This is a genomic window from Amycolatopsis sp. NPDC059657, from assembly GCF_042734395.1.
Lineage (GTDB): Bacteria > Actinomycetota > Actinomycetes > Mycobacteriales > Pseudonocardiaceae > Amycolatopsis.
The window spans coordinates 1-22,105 of sequence record NZ_JBHWEB010000145.1 but is presented as its reverse complement, the minus strand read 5'-3'; the positions used below and the strand labels follow the sequence as shown (position 1 = coordinate 22,105).

Below are 22,105 nucleotides of genomic sequence, written 5' to 3'. Positions count from 1 at the left end.
TCGTTTTGCCGCGGGGGGGGGGTGTGTTTGTTTTGGGGTTTTCACCCCCCGGCCATACCACTCACGACCCCGGAGCGGGCCCTGGTCCATGCGAGCTTTCCTGGTGAAAGTCGTTGGTGTATAATCGCTTTGAGGCCATGGCAGGTCTTCCTTCGTCCTCTTCGAATTAATTGACTACCATTCCTTTGAGGGTGGATTTATCGGCCCTAAAGTGCGATTCCTTGCGTTGGTTCGGTGATCGCTGCTCATAATCGGCCCCATGAATCCCACTTACGTTTTCGTTCACGGATCCGGCAGCAGCGCCCGCGCCTGGTCGACGGTCCAGCAGGAACTGACCCTGCGCGGCCACCGGACGATCGCGGTCGACCTTCCCGGCCGGGGCGCGGGTTTCAGCCAGGCCTACCACGACCAAGACCTCGAAACCTTCGCGACCGAACCGTCGGCGCTGGCGGATGTGACGGCCGGGCAGACGATCGGTCACGTGATCGACGTGGTCCGCCGCGTCCACGAGCACGGGCCGGTCATCTTGGCGGCACACAGTTTCGGTGGCCTCGTCATCACGGCGGTCGCCAACGCGGTCCCTGACCTGGTGTCCCACCTCGTGTACATCGCCGCCCAATGCCCGGTCCGCAGCGCCGCGGCCGAATATCCGGCGGGCCCTTCGTGGGCGTCGAGTGAGCTTCTTCCCGCGGTCTTGCCGATCACGGTCGGCAACCCGGCCGAGTTGGGCTTCATCCGCCTGAATTGGCGTGGCGCCGACAAGGCGACCCTCGAACGCCTCCGCGCCGCGGTGTGCGCCGAGCTCACGCCGCAGCAGTACCTCGGCTTCATCGCCTACAGCCAGCCGGACGAGATCTTCTGGCAGGCCGACCCGGCCTGGGATCACCGCGTCGACAAAGCCACCTGGGGCACCATTCCCCATACCTTCGTCCGCACGACGCTCGACCGCGCGATGCCCCTCGCGGCGCAAGACCTCTACATAACCGAAGCCGACGCGCTCACCCCCGCCAATCCCTTCGCCGTCCACTCGATTCCCAGTAGTCACACCGGTTTCTTCCGCGAACCCACTGCGTTGGCCGACATCCTCGTCAAGCTCGAGCAGTAGGGGCGAGCGCCGCCTCGTCCCAGCCCGATACGCGGTCAAGCTACTTTGCCCGCGCGTGCTCAGTACTTTGAAAAATGGTGAAAAACAAACCAGGGAAATGCTCTGCGCCAACCGGATGGTCCGCTGTGGCATTTCAGTGAATGCCGTTGTTGACGGCGACTTCCGGATCTTAGGCTGCCGCTTGCACTTGGCAGGGTGATACCCGATCAATGCTGCAAGGGGCGGAAATGACACGAAGATCCAGGCGATTCGGCCTGCGGAAATCTGCGGTACCCGCGGTGGGAGTGCTGCTCGCCGCGATGATCGTCACGGCACCGGACGTGGGCGCGGCCGCGCCTTCGGAGCTCACCAAGAGCGCGCAGAACCTGACCCATCCCGGCGCGAATCCGGTTGAGCACGGCGACACGCTCAACTGGGTGCTCGACTACGCGAACACCGAGGGCGGGCCGACGACCATCACGGACCCGATCACCGGTGCCGGATCGGCGCAGACCTATGTGCCGGGCTCGCTGAAGGTGCCGCCGGGCTGGACCCCGGCGTGGTCGCAGGACGGGACGCTCTTTCAGCCGAACGACCCCGGCGCGGCCACGGTTTCGGTGCGTGCCACCAACCAGAACGCACGACCGGGCGGCACGACGCTCACCGGCAACCTGCTTCCGCCGGTGCAGGCGGCCTCGACCGCGACCGGCGGCGACGGCTACACCCCGATCCTGCATCGCACGGCTTCGGGCTCGGTCGAGTCGTGGAACATCTTCCACCACGCCGGCGCCGCCGCGGCGAAACTGGTCTGTGTCGACCTGTCGGCAGGCGGGCTCTGTGCGGGCGGACCATGGCCGAAACCGCTGAACACCACGCCGGGCCCGTTCGGCTCCGGCAATACCGGTGACATCGCGAGCGCGTTCATCGAGCAGTATGTCCACGATCCCGTGCGGCCGGGCGTGGTCTACTACGGCGGAACCACCGCCTCGGGCACCGGTGTCGGCTGCCTGGACCTGGAACAGCGGGAGAACTGCGGCTTCTTCCCGCTGGCGACCAACGCCGTCACCAACATCGGCGGGCTCGTCGCTTCCGGCGGCAACATCTACGGTGTCGGCAGCACCGGGCAGGTGCTGTGCTTGACGATGACGAGCCGCGCCCCGTGCGCCGGTCAGCCCTACGCCGCCGTCGCGCCGGGCAACGGCCAGGGCAGCGCCAACTACGTCGGCTCGCTGACCGTGGTGAACGACAAGGTCTTCGTCTCTTCATCGCCAGGTGGGCAGACGCCGGTGCTCGGCTGCTTCGACACGGCCACGACGACGGCCTGCACGTCATGGGCCGCGCCCAGGCCCATCGGGCCCGCGCCAGGCTACATCTCCTACAGCGCGTACACCGCTTACAACACAACAGGAAACGCCGTCGGCGCCTGCGGAACGGCGGTCGGCGCCGCGCCGACCGGCTTCTGCTACGCACTGGACGGCACACCGCTGACGCCGCCGTCGGTGTTCTCCTCGCTGCCCGCCGGTGAGCTCGTCTTCAACCCGGAGACCGTCACCACGGCCGACGGGCATGTCCGCAGCTACTTCGGTTCCTGGGGCGGCACACTGGGCTCGACCAGTTGCCACGACTGGACGACGGCGGCCGCGTGCGCCGGATTCCCCTCGCCCGCGGCACATCCGGGTGTCAACGGCGGCTCGACGCGCGACTACGGCTACGCCTACGACTCGACCACCAAATGCCTGATCGGTCTCGGCGACGCGGGCGTGCTGTTCTCCGAGGACCCGATGACCGGCGCGTCGCCGTGTATCCACAGTGGCGTGACGATCGATCTGAACCCGTCCGCGTTCTACTGCGATGGCGGCACTGGTCACGTGCAGGGTTACCAGAACGCCAAGCTGGAGAACATCAACCTCGCCAACGTGAACCTGGCGGCGTCGACGGTCACGGTCACCGACGCGGGCGGAACGGTCGCCACCCCGGCCATCGCGCCGGACGGCACCATCGATCTGTCCGGGATCTCATATGCCGCGCATCCGTCGATCTCGATCGCCGTGTCACTGGTGCTGAACAACGGCAGTGACTTCACGCCGACGAACCATCCGTCGGTGACGGTGACCTATCGCGGCGACGCGCCCCAGGTCTGCTTCCAGACCACGGTCGCGGCGGCCTGCACGGCCACCGGCGTGACCAACGGCGCCACCGGCAGTGACGCGAGCGGCGCGATCACGTCCAATACGGTCAGCTTCGGGGTCAAGCCCGGCGCGGCCTGCCTGCCGAACGTGACGGTGAACAAGGAGATCTGCGCGTCGCACCATGCCGCGGACTGTGGGCCAGGCGGCGCGGGACCATGGGTGAAACAGGCGCCGGTCGGGATTCTCGGGCTGCTGCTGGCTCACCCGTACTGGCGGATCACGGTGACCAACGCGGGCCCGATCGGCATCACGGCCGCCAAGGTCAACGACTCGGCGCAACCGTCCTGTGCCACGGCGGCGGGCACGTTCTCGCTCGCACCGGGGGCGGCGAAACAGGTCTACTGCTCATCGTCTGTCCTGGTGGTACTGCTGCCGTTGACCAATACGGCATCGGCGACGTACACACCGGTCGGCAGCACGCCGGTGACGACGGCCGGTTCGTCGGCGACCGCGTGCAACCTGCTCTGCATCCTCGGAGGCTGATCTGACGGCCCCGCCGCCGTGCGGGCGGCGGGGCCACTTCAGCGGGGACTACTTCTTGATTCCTTCGTGGTTCCAGTAGCTTTCGTGGTTCCAGTAGGCCACGCTGGCCTGCTCTGGGGCGGGAGATGCCAGCGCGCTGGCGGAACCGATCACTGCGCCGAACGTCAGCAGCAGCACAGCAAGGCCGATGGCCCTTGTTCCTTGCGTCAAGAGTGTTTCACTTTCTCTTGAGTTGATCAATTGAGGTGGGGCGTGCCCTTCGCGCCTCTCGGGTTGCGGAGGCCGCGTGCGGTGCACAGTAGATGATCAGTTCGTGCCGCTGTCACAGGACCCCCATTCGCCGTACTCCCAAAGTGGGCGCGCGCCTTCACGACGCGGCGAATCGCGTGACATCGGCATGACTAAGAGTAGAGAGAAGCCCGCGCTTTCCTCGTGTGAGTGAGTTAAACGCTTAGCGAACCTGAGAGTAATTCGTTTCAGGGGGCGGGGTTCGCGGGTCCGGCACGCGATCGACAGCCGCCAGCGTTGTCAAATTGGCCTGGACCAACCGCAGGTGAGAGCGGTCGCCGAGGTCCGTGTAGATCGACTCGGCCTGTCGCCAGCCCTCTTCGGCGGCGTCATAGCGGCCCAGGTCGAACAAGGCCTGTCCGAGCGTGCGTAAACCGTCCGCCTCGGCCTGGGAATTGTGGCTCATCGCCGCGAGCCGCACCGCTTGCCGCGCGTAACCGGCCGCGATACGGAGGTTCTCCAAATCATAATGAATAGCGGCCAAAACACCGCAAGCGCGCGGCGCGATCTCAATGTCATTGAGGCGCTGCGCGATCGCTAATGCCTCATCGGCGTGAATGCGCGCGGTCGCCAAAAGGTTTTCCTCGTGGAGGGTGGCCGCGAGTTCGGTGAGGGTGTCCGCCTGGCCATGGCGATTGCCTGCCGCTCGCCTCAGCCGGAGTGCGCGCTCGAAGAGTTCGACGGCCGTGCCGTGCTCGCCGAGCAGTCGGCGGGTCTTGGCCAGCTCGTGGAGTATCGAGGCCTGCAGGCCGGTCGCGCCGGTGCTGACCACCTGTGCCAACGCTTTGTGGTACACCTCGACCGCGTCGTGCAACTCTCCTAAATGGACTTTGTGCCCGGCCAGGTGGAACAGTGAGATCGGGATACCCACGACGCTGCCGGTACGCCTGGCGATCGCGGCCGCGAGATGGCACTCCTGAAGGAATCGGGGCCAGTCGCCCAGCGCGCGGTAGATCAGGCTGAGGTCGTTACGGGTGGCGCCTTCCGGCTCCAGGTCCCCGCAAGCCTGAGCGGCGGACACGGCGACTTCGTACAGCGTCGCGAGCTGCTGGTAATGACCATGGCGCCGGAAAACTCCGTAGAGGTTATGGGGAATCCGCCACGCGTACGCGTTGTGCCCGCGCTGCGCCGCCCACGGGACGAGCGCGGTGAACATGCGGCGTTCGCGAAGCAGCCAGGCCGCCGCGTCTTGTTCCGTCGTGAAGCCGAAAACGGGAACCCCTGGTTCGCGTTCGAGCATCGGAACGGGAGTACGGAAGGGAAACAGCATCCGGTCGGCGTGATAGCTCGTGTGCAGATAGAACGACAGCAGCCGTAGTTCGGCGGCCGAGCCGTCCGTCGGGAGTTCGCGGGCGAACGCCCTGACCAGGTCGTGCATCCGATAGCGATCGGGTGCGCCGGTCGGTGTCAGCAGATGCGTGCTGACCAGTACGTCGATGAGCCGCTGGGTTTCCCGCACCGGCTCGCCGAGCAACGCGGTCGCGGCGTGCAGGCTGATCTCGGGTGCCGGTGACAAACCCAGCGCACGGAACAGGATCCGGGCTTGCTCGCGCAGCGCGTTGTAGGTGACCGACAACGCCGCCCGCAGATTCGCGTGCGGATCGTCGCCGTCGTCGCCGATGTCGAGCAGCCTGCCCTGATCGGCGAACTCGTCGGCGAACTGGGTCAGCCCCGCGTCCGGGCGCGCGTCGATGTGGTGCACGACGAGCTGCAAGGCGAGCGGGAGACCGGCGCAGAGCGCGGCGAGCCGGTCGATGGCCTGGTGCTTGCCCGCCGCCCGGCCGCCGACGCGCCGCGTGAGGAATTCGACGCTCAGCGCGGAATCCAGCAACGGCACCGAACAATGCCTGCCGCCGTGCCTGGTCGCCAGCACGGTCAGGCGATGACGGCTGGTCACCAGCAGCAGGCACCGGGACACCGTCAGCAGTAACGGCCGCAGGTGATCCGAGTCCGCGACGTTGTCCAGCACGAGCAAGGTCCTTGTGCCGTCGAGGATTTCGCGGACCTTGGCCGCGCGTCGCCCGGCGTCGGTGAGGCGGTCGGCGGGCACGTCGAAGAACTGCAGCAGTTCGTCGACGACGTCGGCGGCTTCGCGGCGTTTGCCGCCTTCGAAGCCGTGCATGTCCAGGTAGATCACGTTGTCGGCGAGTGTGCCGAGTTGCCGGTGCGCCCAGTGCACGGCCAGCGACGTCTTCCCGATGCCCGCCAGGCCGTCGAGGATGATCAAGCCGGGCCGCAGCTTGCCGTCCGCGGTGCGCGCGAGGCCGTCCAGCGCCGACTTCAACTCGGCGCGGCCGACGAAATCGCCGGGATCGGTGGGCAGCAGTGCCCGGCGTGGTCTCCGGTTGACCGTGACCTTGGCCGTGGGCACCATGCCGTCGTGCGCGCGGCGGAGCTCGTCGGCCGCGGCGTGGTCGCCGTTGGCCTTGAGATCCTTGTACACGGCCAAAAAGTGGCCTTGCGCGTCGAGTGGGCGATCCAGCGCGTAGAGGATTTCGAGACGTCGCTTCGCCAGGCCGGTATCGGTGCCATGCTCGTCGTGCAGGTCATCGAGGCGGTCGAGCGCCTCGTCGAACCTGCCGAGCGCGACGAGTTCGCCGACCAGCACCTGGTTCGCGGGCAACCACTGGTCGCGGATGGCGCGCTGCCGCCAGTTCTCCGCGCGCTCGGAGCGCAGGTCGGCCAGCGGCTGCTCGGTCCACAGGCCGATCGCGGCGGTGATCACCTCCAGCGCGGCGAGATGCTCGCCACCCGTGCTGTGGTTCCGGGCTTTGCCGACCAGTTCGGTGAACGCGAAATAGTCGATCGCGCCGCGGTCGACCGCCAGCAGGTACGAGCCGTCGACGGTGCGCAGCTCGCCGGGAAGCCCGGCGTCGCGCAGCGCGGAGCGGATCCGGCCGGTGTGCGTGCGGAACGTCGACGCCGGATTGTGCGGTTCCTGTGCGGGGTCGGCCCACACCCACTCGGCCAGCATCTCCACGCTGACCCGGCGGTTCGGCTGGACGAGCAGCGCGGCGAGGATCTCTCGTTCCTTGGGGCGTCCCCACTGCACGGTCAGCTGCCCGTGCACCTGCATCCTGGTCCGACCGAGAATTCCGAACGCGATTTCCACCTGACCAGCACGCCCCCTCCCCGGGATTTGCTGAAGCGCAAGCTCGCTTTCGGTGATTTTGGCATTTCCGGCAGCCGCTGCCCACCGTGTTCACCCCCTCTGACACGCATTTGTCACAAACCTCGCCGCCGCTGACCGCTTGTTGACCGCCTGCCACGTCAGGCTTTCGATGCCCGGATGGAGCGCACATGAGGAGGAGCATGATGCACACCACCCTGTTATTCGGTAAGCGGACGCTCAAACGCGGAGTACCGCAGCATCGGTCGATTCTCGTGATCGATGTTTCCGGTTTCGGCAGGCTCGACAACCGCATGCAGTTGAATTTGCGCGCGGTACTCGGCGCTTCCGTCCGTGCCGCGTTCCGTGCGGCCGGGGTCGCCTGGTTCCGCTTGGCGGTCGAGGACCGAGGGGACGGGATGATCGTGCTCGTGCCCGCCCGTGTCTCGAAGCTGGACCTGCTCGACCCGGTGCTCCCGAGGCTGACCGCCGCCGTACGCGCGTACAACGCGTCGGCAGGTACGACGGCCAGGATCCGCCTGCGTGTCTCACTGCACGCGGGGGAGGTGCTGCGTGACGCGGCGGGCTGGGTCGGCGCCGATGTCAACCTCGCCTGCCGGCTTGTCAACGGTGAGCCCGTTTATCAACGGCTGCGCGCGGACGACGACGCCGATGTCGTGCTCGTCGTGTCCGACTTGATCTACCAGGGCGTGGTCAGGCACGGCTATCGCGAGGTCGACCCCGGCCGCTTCACGCCGGTCAGGGTGCTGGCGAAAGAGGTCGACGTGACGGCCTGGCTGCGGACCGCGTGACCCGAGGATTGCTTTCGGCGGCAGTGGGTACTCGAGACGTTTCCGGAGTGGGGAAGCGGTGATCGACATGGTGCCGGTGGATGTCCGCGGGCTGGCCGTACTGCCGCCGATGGCGGCGCCGGTGTTGCTGCTGCGCGAAAGCGCGGGCGAACGCCGGTGGCTGGCGATCACGATCGGCGAGGCCGAGGCGTCGGCGCTGCTCACGGCGCACACCGGCGAGCCGAGCGAGCGGCCGGGCACGATCGAGTTGCTGGGCAACATCATCGAGGCGCTGGGCAGCGGGGTGCGCTCGGTCGAGGTGACGGCGCTGGCGGACGGGATCTTCTACGCCGAGCTGGTGCTGGACGGCGGGCTGCGCGTCTCGGCGCGGCCGAGTGACGCGATCGCGCTCGGCCTGCGTGCCGGGGTCCCGCTGCGCGCCGCCGAGGCGGTGCTCGACGCGGCGGCCTTGGAGTCAGTCTTCTTCGACGGCGTCGACGAAGTCGTCGAAGAAGACAAGAAGGTCGCGGACTTCCGGGCGTTGCTCGACCGCCTGACGCCCGACGACTTCCGCGACTAGCCGGGTTTGACTCGCTTGGAGTAGTCCGCCGCCGGTGTGCTCACCCGCGGTGGTTCCCCGTCACCGGGGTGAGTGACCAATTGCTGCAAATGAACAGTTCGCCGCATTGGTCACTGATTTCCGTCGCTATTTCCCTGCACTCATTCGGTGACTGTACTGGCGGCAGACCGGATGCTAGCTTCGTTTGTGCCCAAGGCCGGGGGAAATTCGGCGGGTTATGCGTGACAATTGTGTCTATTTTTCGTCCGAGGGAGCTTGAATGGCCATCGTTCACGGGACCGCGGGTCGTCCGGTGTTGCGTACCGACTACCAGCGTTCGGTAGCGGAGTATTGGAACACCGAGAAAGATCCGGTCAACCTGCGTCTGGGTGAGGTCGATGGTCTTTACCACCACCACTACGGCATCGGCGACTATGACCCCGCCGTGCTGGAGGTGCCCGCGGAAAGGCGTGATGAGGCCATCATCGCGGAGATGCACCGGCTGGAGACCGCGCAGGCGGACGTGCTGCTGGACCATCTGGGTGACATCATGCCCGGTGACCGACTACTCGACGCCGGATGCGGCAGGGGTGGCACGAGCATCATGGCCAACCACCGCTTCGGCTGTCAGGTCGACGGCGTTTCGATCTCCGAACAGCAGGTGGAATTCGCGAATGCCAGGGCGCGTGAGCGCGGCGTCGACGACAAAGTGAAATATCACCTGACCAATATGCTCGACACCGGTTTCGAAACGGGTTCACTGCGTGGTGCGTGGAACAACGAGAGCACCATGTATGTGGATCTTGACGAATTGTTCGCCGAGCACGCGCGGCAGATCGCTCCCGGTGGCCGGTACGTCACCATCACCGGGTGCTACAACGACGTGACCGGTGGCCGGTCACGGGCGGTCAGCCAGATCGACCAGCACTACATTTGCAACATCCACTCCCGGGGGGAGTACTTTAAAGCGTTGGCGGCCAACGGGTTCGTCCCGATCAACGTGGTCGACCTGACCGCGGCGACGATCCCGTACTGGGAACTGCGGGAGAAGTCCTCGGTCGCCACGGGGATCGAGGGGCCGTTCCTCACGGCGTACCGCGAGGGCAGCTTCCACTACCTGCTGATCGCCGCCGACCGCGTCTAGCCAGTCCGACCGAGAAGACGGGAGCATGATGACCGAGACCGTTGCCGCCACCGAGGAGCTCGCACCCGCGGTTACCCCGCAGGTCCGCGGCTGTCCGTTAAGGACGGTTCCGGCGGTGACGGCCTCGGCGCTCGCGGGGCCGTCGGGACTGGGCACGTCGGCCGCCAGGCTGACGACCCAGTTCGGCCCCGACCCGGCCTACGCGGAGGTCGCGTGGGGCGACGGCAAGGCGTCGCCGCTCTACGTCCCGGTGCTGGAGCGGGACAACGAGGCTCTCGGCGCCGAGGTCGACTCGCGGCTGGCCGAGTGGGCCGGCGACTGCGGGTTTTCCGAAGAGGAGCAGGAAAAGCTGCTCAAAGCCGGCTTCGGCAGGCTGGTCATGCTCGCGCACGCGGACTGCGACGATCCTGACCGCCTGCTGATCTCGGCCCAGCTCAACGCCGCCTGGTGGGCGGCCGACGACTACTACGCCGACGACAGCGAGATGGGCGCCGTGCCCACCCGGCTCCCGCCCCGCCTCGCGCTGGTCATGGCGGCGATGGACCCGGTCGCGCCCGCCGGCGAGTTCACCGCCGAGCTGGACAAGGCGCTGCGCGCCGACCCGATCCTCATCGCGCTCAACTCCGGCGTCGAGCATCTGACCCGGCACGGCACGCCGTCGCAAGTCCAGCGGATCTGCTACGCCACCTTCGCGATGTTCGTCAGCTGGAACGCCTATGCGGCTTGGCGCTACACCGGCGAATACCCGCCGGCGTGGGAATATCTCGCCGCCCGGCAGCATGACAGCTTCTACACCTCGATGACGTTGGTGGACGCCGTTGGCGGCTATGAGCTCCCGGCGAACCTGTACTACGACCCGCGCGTCCGGCTCGCGCTCACCCAGGCGGGCACGGCGTCGGTGATGGTCAACGATCTCTTCTCGGTGGCCAAGGACGCGGCCGACGAGAACCCGGTCTGCAACATGGTCCTGCAGATCGCGGCCGACAAGGACATCTCGATCGAGGACGCCACCCAGCTCACGGTCGATCTGCACAACCAGCTCGTCCGTGACTTCGAGGCGGGGCACCGGGCGCTGCTGGCGGTGCCTTCGCCCGAGCTGCACCGGTTCATGCGCGGGGTGCGGGCCTGGATGGCGGGCGGTTTCGAGTGGCACAACACGAATCCGCGGTACCGCGGCTAGGTCAGGGTCAAGCGGTCCTGTAGCCGGGCGTGGCGGAACTGGTAGACAGCGCCCGCCTGGCGCAGGACGCCGCGCTGGTAGGCGTCGTCGAGGAAGGCGAGCACCGTCCAGGGCAGCCGGCCCGTCAACGGAAGCCAGAGCCGGGACAGTACGAGCCATTGCCCCCACGCGGTCAGGCTGAGCACGTAGCCCGCTCCCAGACCGGAGCCGACCACCACGCCGAACACGACCCCGTCCGCGAATCCGAACGACAGCCCGATGCCGACTCCGAACGCGGGCAGGCACAGGAGAAGCTGGACGAGCACGGTCGTGCGGTTCGCGGCCAGCAGCTCGCCGGGGCTCACCGCGGAGCGGATGTCCGCTGGTGCCTCGAGCCCGGCCATGATCGCGAACACCAGCCCGCCCGCGAGGCCGATGCCCAGTCCCGTGGCGATCCCGCCCGCGAGGCCGTTGCCGACGCCGCCCACCAGCTCGACGCCGAGCCCGCCGGTAAGACCGAGCACGAGCCCGCCGGCCAGTCCGCCCGCGAGCCCGGCCAGCAGCCTGCGCACGATCTTCGCCCGGACTTGCCGCAGGCCGCTGACCAGGTGGATCCGGGTGCGCGCCGGCTCGACGATCGTGCCACCGCCGACCAGGCCGTGGCACAGTCCGAAGGCGAGGCCGACCGAGGCCGCGGCGACCAGGCCGGAGACGAGCCCGTCGATCGGGCGGTAGCGCAGCGCGACCACGATCCCGTTCACCAGGCCGTTGACGAGGCCGACGACCAGTCCGATCCAGAGCATCCGCGAGGAGCGGCGTAAGCCCGCGCCGAGCCGCCACCAGGCGATGTCGCGGGTGCCGAGCTCGTCGAGGTGGACGGCGAGCAGGCGGAGCCAGTGCTGGACGCGGTCCTGGTTCCAGCGCTGTTCGCCGGGCCGATGCCGGTAGACGGTCGGGATGAAGTCGTCCAGCAGATGGTCTTCGATCGCGCCTGGGCCGGGGAACCGGGTCGTGTCCAGCAGCTCGCCGGGATCGCGGCCGGGGGAGTCGCTGTAGATCGTGCGGGCCAGAACGACCATCAACGGCGTCGCGAGCACCGCGGTGAGGTTCGCGAGGCTTTCCGGTTCGTCACGCAGCTTGGCGAGTATCGGATCCCAGACGGTCGCGTCGCCGGTGGTGAGCTTGCGGGAGCTGCGTGGCAGGTAGCTCGCCCAGTCGGCGGGGGAAAGGTCGGTCAGCTCGACGCCCGCGGCGGCCGTGAGCACGTCGGTGCGGGCGACGGCCGCGGCGAACTCGGCAGGCCTGCTGGTCATGAGCAACGGCAAGGTGGTGGCGTTGAGCGCGAGCAGCGCGGACCGGTGGAGCCCGCCCGCGAGTTCGTCGAAGCCGTCCAGCACCGGGAGGATCCAGCCGTCGTCGACGAGCGCGGCGGCCAGCGTCGGGCTGCCGGGCGCCGGTGCGGCCAGTCCGGGATGGTCGTGGACGAGCCTGCCGGTCAGCCAATCGCGCAGCGAGGTCGTCGCCGGGTCCCAGGAGGCGACACCGAAGATGACCGGCACCGGGTCGGCGGGGCCTCGGCCGGCGAGCAGGTCCAGCACGAATCGCAAGGTCAGAATCGTCTTCCCGGCACCTGCCTTACCGAGCACCACCAGCCTGCCGGACGGGACGCGGCGGTAGACGTCCGCGATCTCGCCCAGCCCGCCGTCGAGCGGCACCGGCTCGGCCGTTTCCCCGGCGGGGGTGCGGCGGACGTTCGCCCAATGGTCCATCAGGTCCTCGCGTACCGGACGCCAGCGCACCGGCAAGGGGAACGGATCTTGGACGCGCCGGTGTTCTTCCTCGCGCTGCCACCGGGTCCGGACGGCTTGCGCGAGCTGATCGGCGGCCTCGGCGAGCGGGCCTTCCACGGCGGGCCGCACCGGCTCGGCCGCCGGACGCGCGCGGCCCGGCCTGCCGACGGCGACGGCGAACAGGTCGTCGCGCTCGGCCGTGTCCAGGCTCAACGCGTCCGCGAGCAGGCGCACGGTCACCATGCGCGGGCCGGCGCGCTCACCGGTCTCGAGCCCGCGGATGGTGCGGACGCCGACACCGGACTGCGCGGCCATCTCTTCCTGCGTCATACCCGCCCGCAGCCGTAGTTGCCGCAGCCGTGCGCCGAACTGGCTGGTCAAGCAGGAGCCCCTCCCCGTTTTTTCCTACCGGAAACGGACTCTAGCGGGAAAATCAGCGGCAGTGGTGCCCTGGCGAGCTATCTGCGACGCCGCTTCGCCGCTTCGACGATGTCGTCGTTGAGCTGCTGGAGGAATTCGGCGGCCTTGCCCAGCCTGATCCCCGCCGGGGTTTCGCTGCCGAGCACTTCGGCGGCTTCCCGGCTGGCGGCCGCCAGCGTCGCGTTGCGCTCGGCGCTCGCGAGCATGGACCGGTACCAGAGGTCGTCGTCGAGGACGTACCGGTCGCGGCGCTCGTCGTGCTCGCGCCGGATCAGCTGCTGATCTTCGAGGTAGGCGACGGCCTTGGACACCGACGCCGGGCTGACCCGCAGCCGCCGTGCCAGGTCGGCGGCGGTCAGGCTGCCGGTGTCGGTGGTGTAGAGCGAGGCGAGCACCCTGGTCGGCATCCGGGGAAGCCCGGTCTGTACCAGCATTTCGGTGAAGCGTGCTTCGAGCTGCCGCACCGTCTCGGGGTCGCGGCCGCCGGTGTCGTCGGCGACCGGCGCGGCCGGGGCCGCCTGGTTGGTCCGGCGTGCGCGTCGCACGGTCGCCTGCTGGGCCCGGTGGGCTTGGTAGCCGTTGGGTCCGCCGTTGCGCGCCACCTCGCGGGTGACGGTCGACGTCGGGCGGGCCAGGCTCTTGGCGATCTCGTTGAAGCTGAGCCCGCTGGCCAGCCCGGTGGCGATGAGCTGACGGTCCTGACGGGTGAGTCGTCCTCCTGGCATGGGGCCGAGTATAGGCGTTAAGCAATAGTCCATTGCAACACTGTGTTGCATTACCTCGCATTCTCATTGCAATGATTTAGCGGATTTACCTGCTGGTTTCCTAGTTTGTGAAGCCGTTCGTGTTGATGGGAAAGCGTCTGCGCCTGTAGCGTTTCTGGTAGGGGAAAACCACAGGAAATGGGGATGGACAATGACGAATTCCGTGACGCGGGTACTCGAGGACGCGGTCGCCGACGGCGGCGTGCCCGGCATTCTCGCCGAGATCCACCACGGCCAGGACCGCTGGTTCGGCACGGCCGGTGTTGCCGATATCGAGACCGGGCGTGCTCGCGAGGCCGATCACCGGTTCCGCATCGGCAGCACCACCAAGACCTTCGTGGCCACGGTCGTGCTGCAGCTCGCCGGCGAGGGCGAACTGAGCCTCGACGACACCGTGACGAAGTGGCTGCCGGGCATGGTCGGCGACGAGATCACCGTCCGGCAGCTGCTCAATCACACCAGTGGTCTGTTCAACTACGTGCTGGATCCCGCGCTGATCGCGACCTACACCGGCCTCGCCTTCCTCGAGCACCGTTTCGACAGCATCCGCCCCGAGCGGCTCGTCGAGATCGCGATGTCGCATCCGGCCGACTTCGCGCCCGGCACGGAGTGGGGCTACTCCAACACCAACTACGTGCTGGCCGGGTTGCTCGTCGAGCGGGTGACGGGCTCGGCGCTGGCCGACGAGATCTCGCGGCGCCTCCTCCAGCCGCTCGGTCTCACCGGCACCTCCGTGCCGGTCGGCGACGACGCGTCGGTGCCCGGTCCGCACAGCAGGCACTACTCGAAGCTCTACCTCCCTGATATCGAAGGGCGTGACGTGACCGAGCTGAACCCGTCGTGGGGCCGGGGCGCGGGCGACATGATCTCCACCGCCGGCGACCTCGGCCGGTTCTTCCGCGAATTGCTCGGCGGCGCACTGCTGAAGCCCGCCGAGCAGCAGGAGATGTTCACGATGGTCGCGACCGGGGACAAGTGGATCCCGAACACCGCCTACGGCCTCGGCGTCGCTTCGGTGAAACTGGCCTGTGGCACCGAAGTCTGGGGGATGGGTGGCGCCATCCACGGGTCGTGGTCGTACAGTTTCGGCACCCGCGACGGCTCGCGGCTGGTCGTGGCCAACGTGAACGGTGACTGGGCGGCGGGCGGCAGGCCGGATCCGATCGGCGTGTTCACGGATCTGCTGGAGGCGGAGTTCGCGTCCGCGTGAAGTGTGTCCCCACCGGCTAGCGGACAAGCCGGAAGAAGGCGCGCACCTCCTCGGTGAACAACTCGGGCTGCTCGAACGCGGCGAAGTGCCCGCCTCGTTCGGGCTCGCCCCAGTGGCGGATGTCGGTGTACCGCTTGGCCGCCCAGCGGCGCGAGGGCCGCGGCATCTCCTTCGGGAAGATCGAGCAGCCGGTCGGCACGTCCACGGTGTCCTCGGTGGACCTGGAGAACCACTCGCCGACTTCGCGGAAGCTCTCCCAATACAGCCGGGCCGACGAGGTCGCGGTGCCGGTCAGCCAGTACAGCGTGATGTCGTCGAGCAACTCGTCCCGGCTGAGCACCCGTTCCAGCTCACCGTCGGTCCACGACCGGAACTTCTCGACGATCCACGCGGCGAGACCGGCAGGCGAATCGTTCAGCGCGTAGCCGACCGTCTGGGGCTTGGTCGTCATCTGCTCGGCATAGCCCGACTCGTGCCGCTCCGCGTGCCGGAGATCGGCGACCGCCCGCTGTTCGGCATCGGTGAGATCGTCCAGCGTCGCCGGATCGGGCGCGGCGATCGGCGGCATCACATGGATCCCCGCGAGATGGGCCGCGTCCTGCTGCCCGAGGCTCGTGGTGACACTGGTGCCCCAATCGCCGCCCTGCGCTCCGTAGCGCTGATAACCCAGGCGCGCCATCAGTTCCGCCCACGCGCGGGCGATCCGCTGCACTGACCAACCCGGTTCCGCGGGGCGATCGCTGAAGCCGTACCCGGGCAGCGACGGGCACACGACATGGAACGCGTCGGCGGGATCGGGTGGGTCACTCAGTGAAGGGATCACCTTTTCGAATTCGAGCACCGATCCCGGCCAGCCATGTGTGAGCACGAGCGGCAGCGCGTTCGCGTGTGGCGAGCGGACATGGATGAAGTGGACGCCCAGCCCGTCGATGTCCGTGCGGAACTGGGGCAGCGCGTTGAGCCTTCGCTCGGTCGCCCGCCAGTCGTATTCGGTAGCCCAATACGCGCACAGCTCGCGCAGGTACGCCAAGGGAACACCTTGCGACCAGTCACCGACCGGCTCGGCATCGGGCCAGCGGGTGCGGTGCAGGCGGTCGCGGAGGTCGGTCAGCCGCTCGTCGGGAAACCCGATCCGGAATGAAGTGATCATGTCACCGAAGCTAGCAGCGGGCACCGACAGTTTCGCTTCAGTTCCGCTTCGGGTCCATTATGGACAGTGACTAACGACGACGTCGCCGGAAGGATTTGCGCGAGGTGGCGACGCCCGCCATGTGCAGCGCCAGGCATAGCAGCCCGGCGGTGATGAGGGTGGTGCCGGTGATCACCTGGCCGAAAGCCAGATCGGCCAGCTGGAGCAGCAACGCGATCCCGAACAGTACCGCGGCGGCGATGGCGAGCATGCGGTCCTCGCTCTCGGAGAGGGGACCTGTCACTTTATCCCAGCGTGGGTGGGCACGCAGGATGGATCTGTTCGTACGAAAGGGATCTTGGCTTCGGGGCACTCGCGACCCCGTATTTGGGCTGCGTCGGGAGTCCGCGGTGACGCTTGCGGGCGAGGGGTTCCCCTGCTGCGTTGGATACAGCAGAGTTACCACTCATGCCCCATCGCGAAGTGAGGGTGCCCCCGAGTGCGTACAAAGACTTTCCCCCGCGCAATAGCCGGCCGTACCACTCACGACCCCATACGGGAGACGCCCTTGATCTCCACTCGCCCGATGCGCGAGACGGGCTGTGTGAAGGCTCCTTTCACGCAGCCGAGCCAAGCCAGGGGCCGGGGAGGTTTGGGCAGGTGAGCGGTCGTGCACGCACCGCGACCGCCACGGCGCTGGGTGACACCCACGCCGCGAGCGGGCGCAGCGGCTTGACAGACTGCTGACATGATCCTCGGCTATATCCTCGCGCTGCTGGCGGCGCTCGCGTCGGGCAGCGGCTCGGTGCTGGAGTCGATCGGTGTGCGCCGGGCGGGCGCGTACGGCGGCAGGACGCTGGATCTGGTCAACCTGCGGAGCCAGTCGATCTACTTCCTGGGCATCGGGGTCGACCTCGTCGGCTTCGCCTGCGCGGCGGCCGCGTTGCATCGGCTGCCGTTGTTCCTGGTCCAGTCCGTGCTCGCGTTCAGTGTCGGCGTCACGGCCGTGATCTCGGCGTTCCTGGGCGCCAGGCTGGCGCCGCGTGGCTGGATCGCGCTGGGGGTCGGCGCGGTCGGGCTGGTGCTGCTGGGGCTGTCGGCGCAGCCGGGGCCCGCGCGGGTGCTGCCGACGCAGTGGCGCTGGGTCCTGCCCGCCGTGGCGATCGTGGTGTTCGCGATCGCCTACTACGCCCGGCACCATGATCGGCCGTGGGCCGCTCAGGTGCTCGCGTTCGCCACCGGGCTGGGCTTCAGCGTCGTCGGGGTGTCGGCGCGGACGCTGCGCATCCCCGACTCGAAGTGGTTGCTGCTGGTCGAGCCGTCCGTGTGGGCGATGATCCTGAACGGGCTGGGCGCGGCCGTGGCGTTCGCGATGGCGTTGCAGAAGGGCGGCGCGACCGCGGTGAACGCGATCATGTTCACCACGAACACCGCGCTGTCCTCGCTGATCGGGCTGGTCTTCCTCGATGACCGGGTCCGCGACGGGTTCGCGTTGTTCACCGTCGCCGGGCTGGTGCTGGCGATGTCCGGCGCGATCGCCACCGCGCACTACGCCACGCACGCCAAGGCGCTGGTCACGAAAGCGTAACGACCACACTGTCCCTCTTATGGCGTAACCCTGTCGAGTGGACTTGCCGCTCGTCAGAGGGCCACCGGAGGCCGCGACCGTCCTAAATGGTCATCATCAGCCGGTTGAGTTTCACCGCCAGATGTGTGGCTGTAGGAGGCCGGTGTTGAGAAGGACACTAGGGTTCGCGCTCGCGGTTGCTCTGGTCGGCGGTGGGACGGTGTTCGTCTCGTCGACACCTCAGGCCGCCGCCGACCCGGCGGACGGTTCGCTGAAGATCCGGGTCGTCCGGGACATCAACGGCAACGGCTCGTACGAGGCGGCGCTGGAAGTCGGTGTCAAGGACATCGGGATCACGGTGACCGCGCCGGACGGCAAGACGGCCGCGGGCACCACCGCGGCGGACGGCACGGTCACCGTGAGCACGACCGCGCTGGCGGGCGGCAAGTACCGGGTCGACACCAAGATCCCCGACTCGATGTCGTACCTCAAGCCCGCGGCTGCCGGTAAGGGCCTCTCGACGCTGAATTCCTTTGTGGACGTTTCGGCTGGCAAGGCCGTCGAGTTGACGGTCGGTGTCTGGAACCCGGCCGACTACTGCCAGGACAACCCGGAACTGGTCACCGCCTGCCAGCTGGACCTGACGACGTTCAAGGGTGACCCGAAGACGTCTCGCTCGCTGGTGACGTTCCCCTGGACGGCGCGTAACAGGACGGCGGCGACCACGCGGGCGAAGCAGGCCGACACGGGCACCGTGTTCGGCATGGCGTATCAGAAGGACCAGAAGCGGGTCTTTTCCAGCGCCTATGCGAAGCGCCTTACCGAGTACGGGCCTGGCGGGCAGGGTGGCATCTACGTCACCGCCGCCGACGGCAGTTCGACGAAGCTGTTCGCGACCGTGCCGAACGCGGGCACGACCGCGCACAAGATGTCGACCAACGCCGATGGCCCGTTCTATGCCATCCCCGGCAAGGAAAGCCTCGGCGACATCGAGCTTTCCGAAGACGGCACCGAGCTTTACGTCGTGAACATGGCCGATCGCAAGCTCTACGTCTACGACGCGACCGGTGCGACCGCGGGCGCCGCGAAGTCGTCTGTCGCCATCCCCGATCCCGGCTGCAAGGCCGCGTCGGACTGGCGGCCGACCGGCCTCGGCATGCGTGACGGGACCTTGTGGGTCGGCGGTGTCTGCAGTGGACAGTCGAGCAAGAGCATCAACGACGTCCGCGCGATCGTGCTGCCTTTCAAGGCGGGCGCGTTCGGCGCGAAGGTGATCGACCAGAAGCTCGGGTTCCCGCGCGGCAGCGAATACAAGTTCGAGATGTGGGGCCCGTGGGACGATGTGTTCGCCACCGACGAGCGGCCGCCTGCCGGAGATCCCGCCGCGTACCTCGGCATGCCGATGCCGATGCTGAGCGATATCGGCGTCGAGGCGAACGGCGACCTGGTGCTGGCGTTCCGTGACCGGTTCTCTGACATGGGCGGTAACGAGACGCCGTTCCCTAACGGCCAGAACTTCCTGCTCAACTCCCTCAATGCCGGCGACCTGAACCGCGCCTGCCTGCAGGCGGACGGAAAGTTCGCTTGGGAGGGCACGGGGAACTGCCCGAACAACCTGCCCAAGGACCCGGGGAAGGGTGGCGGCGAGACGAACAAGGTCATCGAGTACTACCCGGGTGAGTACTACACCGACCAGTACGCCGAGCACAAGGAAACCTCACTCGGTGCCTTGGCCGTGGTGCTCGGCGAGGACCGGATGCCGGTCAACGTGATGGACCCGCTGGCACTGACCACGAACGGCACCGGCTGGTTCGACCGGACCAACGGCACCATGCAGCAGAGCAACCACGCGAACTCGCTGGAGCTCATAGCCGACAACAAACCGAACGGCGGCTTCGGGAAGGCGGCCGGTCTCGCCGACCTCGAGGCGCTGTGTGACCTGGCGCCGGTGCAGATCGGTAACCGGATCTGGTTCGACACTGACGCCGACGGTGTCCAGGACGGCGATGAGCCGCCGGTGCCGGGCGTGAAGGCACAGCTGATCGCGTGTGCCGGTGGTGCCGTGGTGGCGACGAAGACCACGGATGCCAAGGGGGAGTACTACTTCGGCACGCCTGATGGGCTGAAGGCCGAGACTTGTTACAACGTGAAGTTCGACTATTCGGCCGCGGATACGAGCAAGTTGCCTGGCGCACCTGCGGCGGCGACGTTGAACTGGACCGGCAAGGAAGCCGGTGCGGACCGGTGCGTCGATTCCAACGTGGACCCGGCGACCAGCCAGGCGGCGGTCACGACGGGCAAGGCCGGTTCGGTCGATCACTGTGTCGATGGTGGCCTGACGGTCGCCAAGCAGACGAACAAACTCGGTGACTTCGTCTGGAATGACAAGAATGCCAACGGTTTGCAGGACCCGGATGAGCCGGGTGTGCCGGGTGTGAAGGTCACGTTGAAGGACGGTGCCTCCACGACGACCGGTCCGGATGGCAAGTACCTCTTCGACAAGCTGCCCGATGGCACGTATCAGGTGTGTTTCGACGTGGCGAATCTGCCGGACGCGGTCAAGGGCTACAAGCCGACCAAGCCGGACGCCGGTGACGACACCAAGGACTCCGACGCGGACGCGGCCGGATGCACCAAGACGACGGTGCTCGGTCCGGACAAACGCGACGATCCGACTCTCGACCTGGGTCTGGTCGCGCCGACCGACAAGCTGGGCGACTTCGTCTGGAATGACAAGAACGCCAACGGTTTGCAGGATCCGGATGAGCCCGGTGTGCCCGGTGTCAAGGTGACGTTGAAGGACGGTGCCTCGACGACGACCGGTCCGGATGGCAAGTACCTGTTCGACAACCTGCCTGACGGCACGTATCAGGTGTGTTTCGACGTGGCGAACTTGCCGGACGCGGTGAAGGGCTATGTCCTCACCAAGGTCGACGCGGGCGATGACGCGAAGGACTCCGACGCGGACCCGGGCACCGGCTGCACCAAGACGACCACGCTCGGCCCTGACAAGCGTGAGGACCTCACGCTCGACGCCGGTCTGGTTTCCGCGCAGAACAAGCTCGGCGACTACGTCTGGGTGGACAAGAATTCGGATGGTCTTCAGGACGCCGATGAGCCCGCGGTGCCCGAGGTGAACGTCAAGCTCAAGGACGGCACGGGCAAGGAGCTGGCCGCCACGAAGACCGGTCCGGACGGGAAGTACCTGTTCGACAAGCTGCCGGACGGCACGTACCAGGTCTGCTTCGACATGGCGACGTTGCCGCCAGCGGTGACCGGCTATCAGCTGACCAAGGTCGACGCGGGCGATGACGCCAAGGACTCCGACGCCGACCCGGCGACGGGCTGCACCAAGACGACGGTGCTGGGCCCGGACAAGCGTGAGGACCTCACGCTCGATGCCGGTCTTGTCGCTCCGGTGGTGCCGAAGAACAAGCTCGGTGACTACGTCTGGATCGACACCAACCGCAACGGCCTGCAGGACGATGGTGAGCCGCCGGTCAACGGCGTCAAGGTCACGCTGAAGGACGGTGCGGGTGCCGACAAGGGCACCACGACCACGGGTGCCGACGGCAAGTACGGCTTCGGTGATTTGCCGGATGGCACGTACCAGGTGTGCTTCGACATCGCGAACATGCCGGGGTACAAGTTCACCGACCCGAACAAGGGCGACGCGGCGAAGGACTCCGACGCCGCGGTCGACACGGGCTGTTCCAAGACCACGGTTTTGGGAGCTGACAAGCGTGAAGACCTCACGCTCGACGCGGGCCTGGTGTCGCCGTTGAACAAGCTCGGCGATTACGTGTGGATCGACACGAACCGCAACGGCCTGCAGGACGACGGCGAGCCGGGTATCGAAGGCGTCAAGGCGACCTTGAAGGACGGTGCGGGTAAGGAGCTCGGCACCGCCACGACCGACGCCGGTGGCAAGTACGGCTTCGGCGGCTTGCTCGACGGCACCTACCAGGTGTGCTTCGACATCGCGAACATGCCCGACGCGATCAAGGGCTACACGCTCACGACCGCCAACCAGGGCGACCCGGCCAAGGACTCCGACGCCGATCCCGGCACCGGCTGCACGAAGACGACGGTGCTCGGCGCGGACAAGCGTGAAGACCTCACACTGGACGCCGGATTCGTGGCCCCGCCGCCCGCGCCGTTGAACAAGCTCGGCGACTACGTGTGGATCGACAAGAACGACAACGGTCTGCAGGACGACGGCGAGCCCGGTGTCGAAGGCGTCACCGCGACGCTGAAGGACGGCACGGGCGCGGTCAAGGACACCACCAAGACCGACGCTTCCGGTAAGTACGGCTTCGGTGATCTGCCGGATGGCACGTACTCGGTGTGCTTCGATGTCAAGGCGCTTCCGGCGGCGGTCGCGGGTTACACCCTGACCAAGGTCGACGCGGGTGATGA

General features: G+C 67.5%; 15 protein-coding genes. 9 read left to right on the top strand and 6 right to left on the bottom strand.

Features of this window, described 5'->3' with window-relative positions:
- Positions 1-259 precede the first annotated feature (259 nt).
- Both ACFV15_RS42415 and ACFV15_RS42410 read left to right on the top strand, forming a co-directional pair.
- Complete coding sequence (locus ACFV15_RS42415) at positions 260-1,105, top strand: alpha/beta hydrolase (protein ID WP_378358399.1); 846 nt, start codon at positions 260-262, stop codon at positions 1,103-1,105.
- 227 nt (positions 1,106-1,332) lie between these two features.
- Entirely contained in the window at positions 1,333-3,756 is a 2,424-nt protein-coding gene (locus ACFV15_RS42410; RefSeq protein ID WP_378358398.1) for a hypothetical protein, read from the top strand.
- A 48-nt stretch (positions 3,757-3,804) separates the two neighbouring features.
- On the opposite strand, the gene ACFV15_RS42405 is transcribed toward ACFV15_RS42410, so the two are convergent.
- Complete coding sequence (locus ACFV15_RS42405) at positions 3,805-3,933, bottom strand: hypothetical protein (RefSeq protein WP_378358396.1); 129 nt, start codon at positions 3,931-3,933, stop codon at positions 3,805-3,807.
- 274 nt (positions 3,934-4,207) lie between these two features.
- Positions 4,208-7,156: a tetratricopeptide repeat protein gene (locus tag ACFV15_RS42400; protein ID WP_378358394.1), complete on the bottom strand. Its 2,949-nt coding sequence runs from the start codon at positions 7,154-7,156 to the stop codon at positions 4,208-4,210.
- A 188-nt stretch (positions 7,157-7,344) separates the two neighbouring features.
- Here ACFV15_RS42400 and ACFV15_RS42395 point away from each other — a divergent pair, with 188 nt between their 5' ends.
- The 4 genes from ACFV15_RS42395 (at position 7,345) to ACFV15_RS42380 (ending at position 10,827) form a co-directional block, all read left to right on the top strand.
- Positions 7,345-7,965 (top strand): hypothetical protein, encoded by a 621-nt coding sequence (locus ACFV15_RS42395; protein ID WP_378358393.1) that lies wholly within the window; start codon positions 7,345-7,347, stop codon positions 7,963-7,965.
- Positions 7,966-8,032: 67 nt separating this feature from the next.
- Positions 8,033-8,524 carry a bifunctional nuclease family protein gene (locus ACFV15_RS42390; protein WP_378358401.1) on the top strand — a complete coding sequence of 164 codons (492 nt, stop codon included), beginning with the start codon at positions 8,033-8,035 and terminating at the stop codon, positions 8,522-8,524.
- A gap of 259 nt (positions 8,525-8,783) precedes the next feature.
- A complete protein-coding gene (locus ACFV15_RS42385) occupies positions 8,784-9,647 on the top strand; it encodes a geranyl diphosphate 2-C-methyltransferase (RefSeq protein ID WP_378358392.1) in 864 nt (287 codons plus the stop codon).
- 28 nt (positions 9,648-9,675) lie between these two features.
- Positions 9,676-10,827, top strand: coding sequence for a family 2 encapsulin nanocompartment cargo protein terpene cyclase (locus tag ACFV15_RS42380; protein WP_378358391.1), 1,152 nt, complete (start codon positions 9,676-9,678; stop codon positions 10,825-10,827).
- On the opposite strand, the gene ACFV15_RS42375 is transcribed toward ACFV15_RS42380, so the two are convergent.
- Positions 10,824-12,977, bottom strand: a complete 2,154-nt coding sequence (locus ACFV15_RS42375; RefSeq protein ID WP_378358389.1) for a helix-turn-helix domain-containing protein — start codon at positions 12,975-12,977, stop codon at positions 10,824-10,826. The genes ACFV15_RS42380 and ACFV15_RS42375 overlap by 4 nt on opposite strands.
- A 77-nt stretch (positions 12,978-13,054) precedes the next feature.
- Positions 13,055-13,741, bottom strand: coding sequence for a MarR family transcriptional regulator (locus tag ACFV15_RS42370; RefSeq protein ID WP_378358388.1), 687 nt, complete (start codon positions 13,739-13,741; stop codon positions 13,055-13,057).
- Between the two features lie 190 nt (positions 13,742-13,931).
- Here ACFV15_RS42370 and ACFV15_RS42365 point away from each other — a divergent pair, with 190 nt between their 5' ends.
- On the top strand, positions 13,932-14,990 hold the full coding sequence (locus ACFV15_RS42365; RefSeq protein ID WP_378358386.1) for a serine hydrolase domain-containing protein: 1,059 nt from the start codon (positions 13,932-13,934) through the stop codon (positions 14,988-14,990).
- A gap of 16 nt (positions 14,991-15,006) precedes the next feature.
- On the opposite strand, the gene ACFV15_RS42360 is transcribed toward ACFV15_RS42365, so the two are convergent.
- Both ACFV15_RS42360 and ACFV15_RS42355 read right to left on the bottom strand, forming a co-directional pair.
- Positions 15,007-16,140: an epoxide hydrolase family protein gene (locus ACFV15_RS42360; RefSeq protein WP_378358384.1), complete on the bottom strand. Its 1,134-nt coding sequence runs from the start codon at positions 16,138-16,140 to the stop codon at positions 15,007-15,009.
- A 70-nt stretch (positions 16,141-16,210) separates the two neighbouring features.
- On the bottom strand, positions 16,211-16,423 hold the full coding sequence (locus ACFV15_RS42355; protein ID WP_378358383.1) for a hypothetical protein: 213 nt from the start codon (positions 16,421-16,423) through the stop codon (positions 16,211-16,213).
- A gap of 444 nt (positions 16,424-16,867) precedes the next feature.
- On the opposite strand from ACFV15_RS42355, the gene ACFV15_RS42350 reads away from it, so the two are divergent.
- Both ACFV15_RS42350 and ACFV15_RS42345 read left to right on the top strand, forming a co-directional pair.
- Entirely contained in the window at positions 16,868-17,707 is an 840-nt protein-coding gene (locus tag ACFV15_RS42350) for a hypothetical protein (RefSeq protein ID WP_378358381.1), read from the top strand.
- A 145-nt stretch (positions 17,708-17,852) separates the two neighbouring features.
- Positions 17,853-22,105: SdrD B-like domain-containing protein (locus ACFV15_RS42345; protein ID WP_378358380.1), on the top strand; the 4,253-nt coding region annotated here is incomplete at its 3' end.

Excerpts from the sequence above, each read along its gene's own strand:
- ACFV15_RS42360 (WP_378358384.1), bottom strand. The coding sequence starts at position 16,140 with ATGATCACTTCATTCCGGATCGGGTTTCCCGACGAGCGGCTGACCGAC.
- ACFV15_RS42385 (WP_378358392.1), top strand. The coding sequence starts at position 8,784 with ATGGCCATCGTTCACGGGACCGCGGGTCGTCCGGTGTTGCGTACCGAC.
- ACFV15_RS42410 (WP_378358398.1), top strand. The coding sequence starts at position 1,333 with ATGACACGAAGATCCAGGCGATTCGGCCTGCGGAAATCTGCGGTACCC.
- ACFV15_RS42370 (WP_378358388.1), bottom strand. The coding sequence starts at position 13,741 with ATGCCAGGAGGACGACTCACCCGTCAGGACCGTCAGCTCATCGCCACC.
- ACFV15_RS42380 (WP_378358391.1), top strand. The coding sequence starts at position 9,676 with ATGACCGAGACCGTTGCCGCCACCGAGGAGCTCGCACCCGCGGTTACC.
- ACFV15_RS42395 (WP_378358393.1), top strand. The coding sequence starts at position 7,345 with ATGAGGAGGAGCATGATGCACACCACCCTGTTATTCGGTAAGCGGACG.
- ACFV15_RS42350 (WP_378358381.1), top strand. The coding sequence starts at position 16,868 with ATGATCCTCGGCTATATCCTCGCGCTGCTGGCGGCGCTCGCGTCGGGC.
- ACFV15_RS42365 (WP_378358386.1), top strand. The coding sequence starts at position 13,932 with ATGACGAATTCCGTGACGCGGGTACTCGAGGACGCGGTCGCCGACGGC.
- ACFV15_RS42390 (WP_378358401.1), top strand. The coding sequence starts at position 8,033 with ATGGTGCCGGTGGATGTCCGCGGGCTGGCCGTACTGCCGCCGATGGCG.
- ACFV15_RS42415 (WP_378358399.1), top strand. The coding sequence starts at position 260 with ATGAATCCCACTTACGTTTTCGTTCACGGATCCGGCAGCAGCGCCCGC.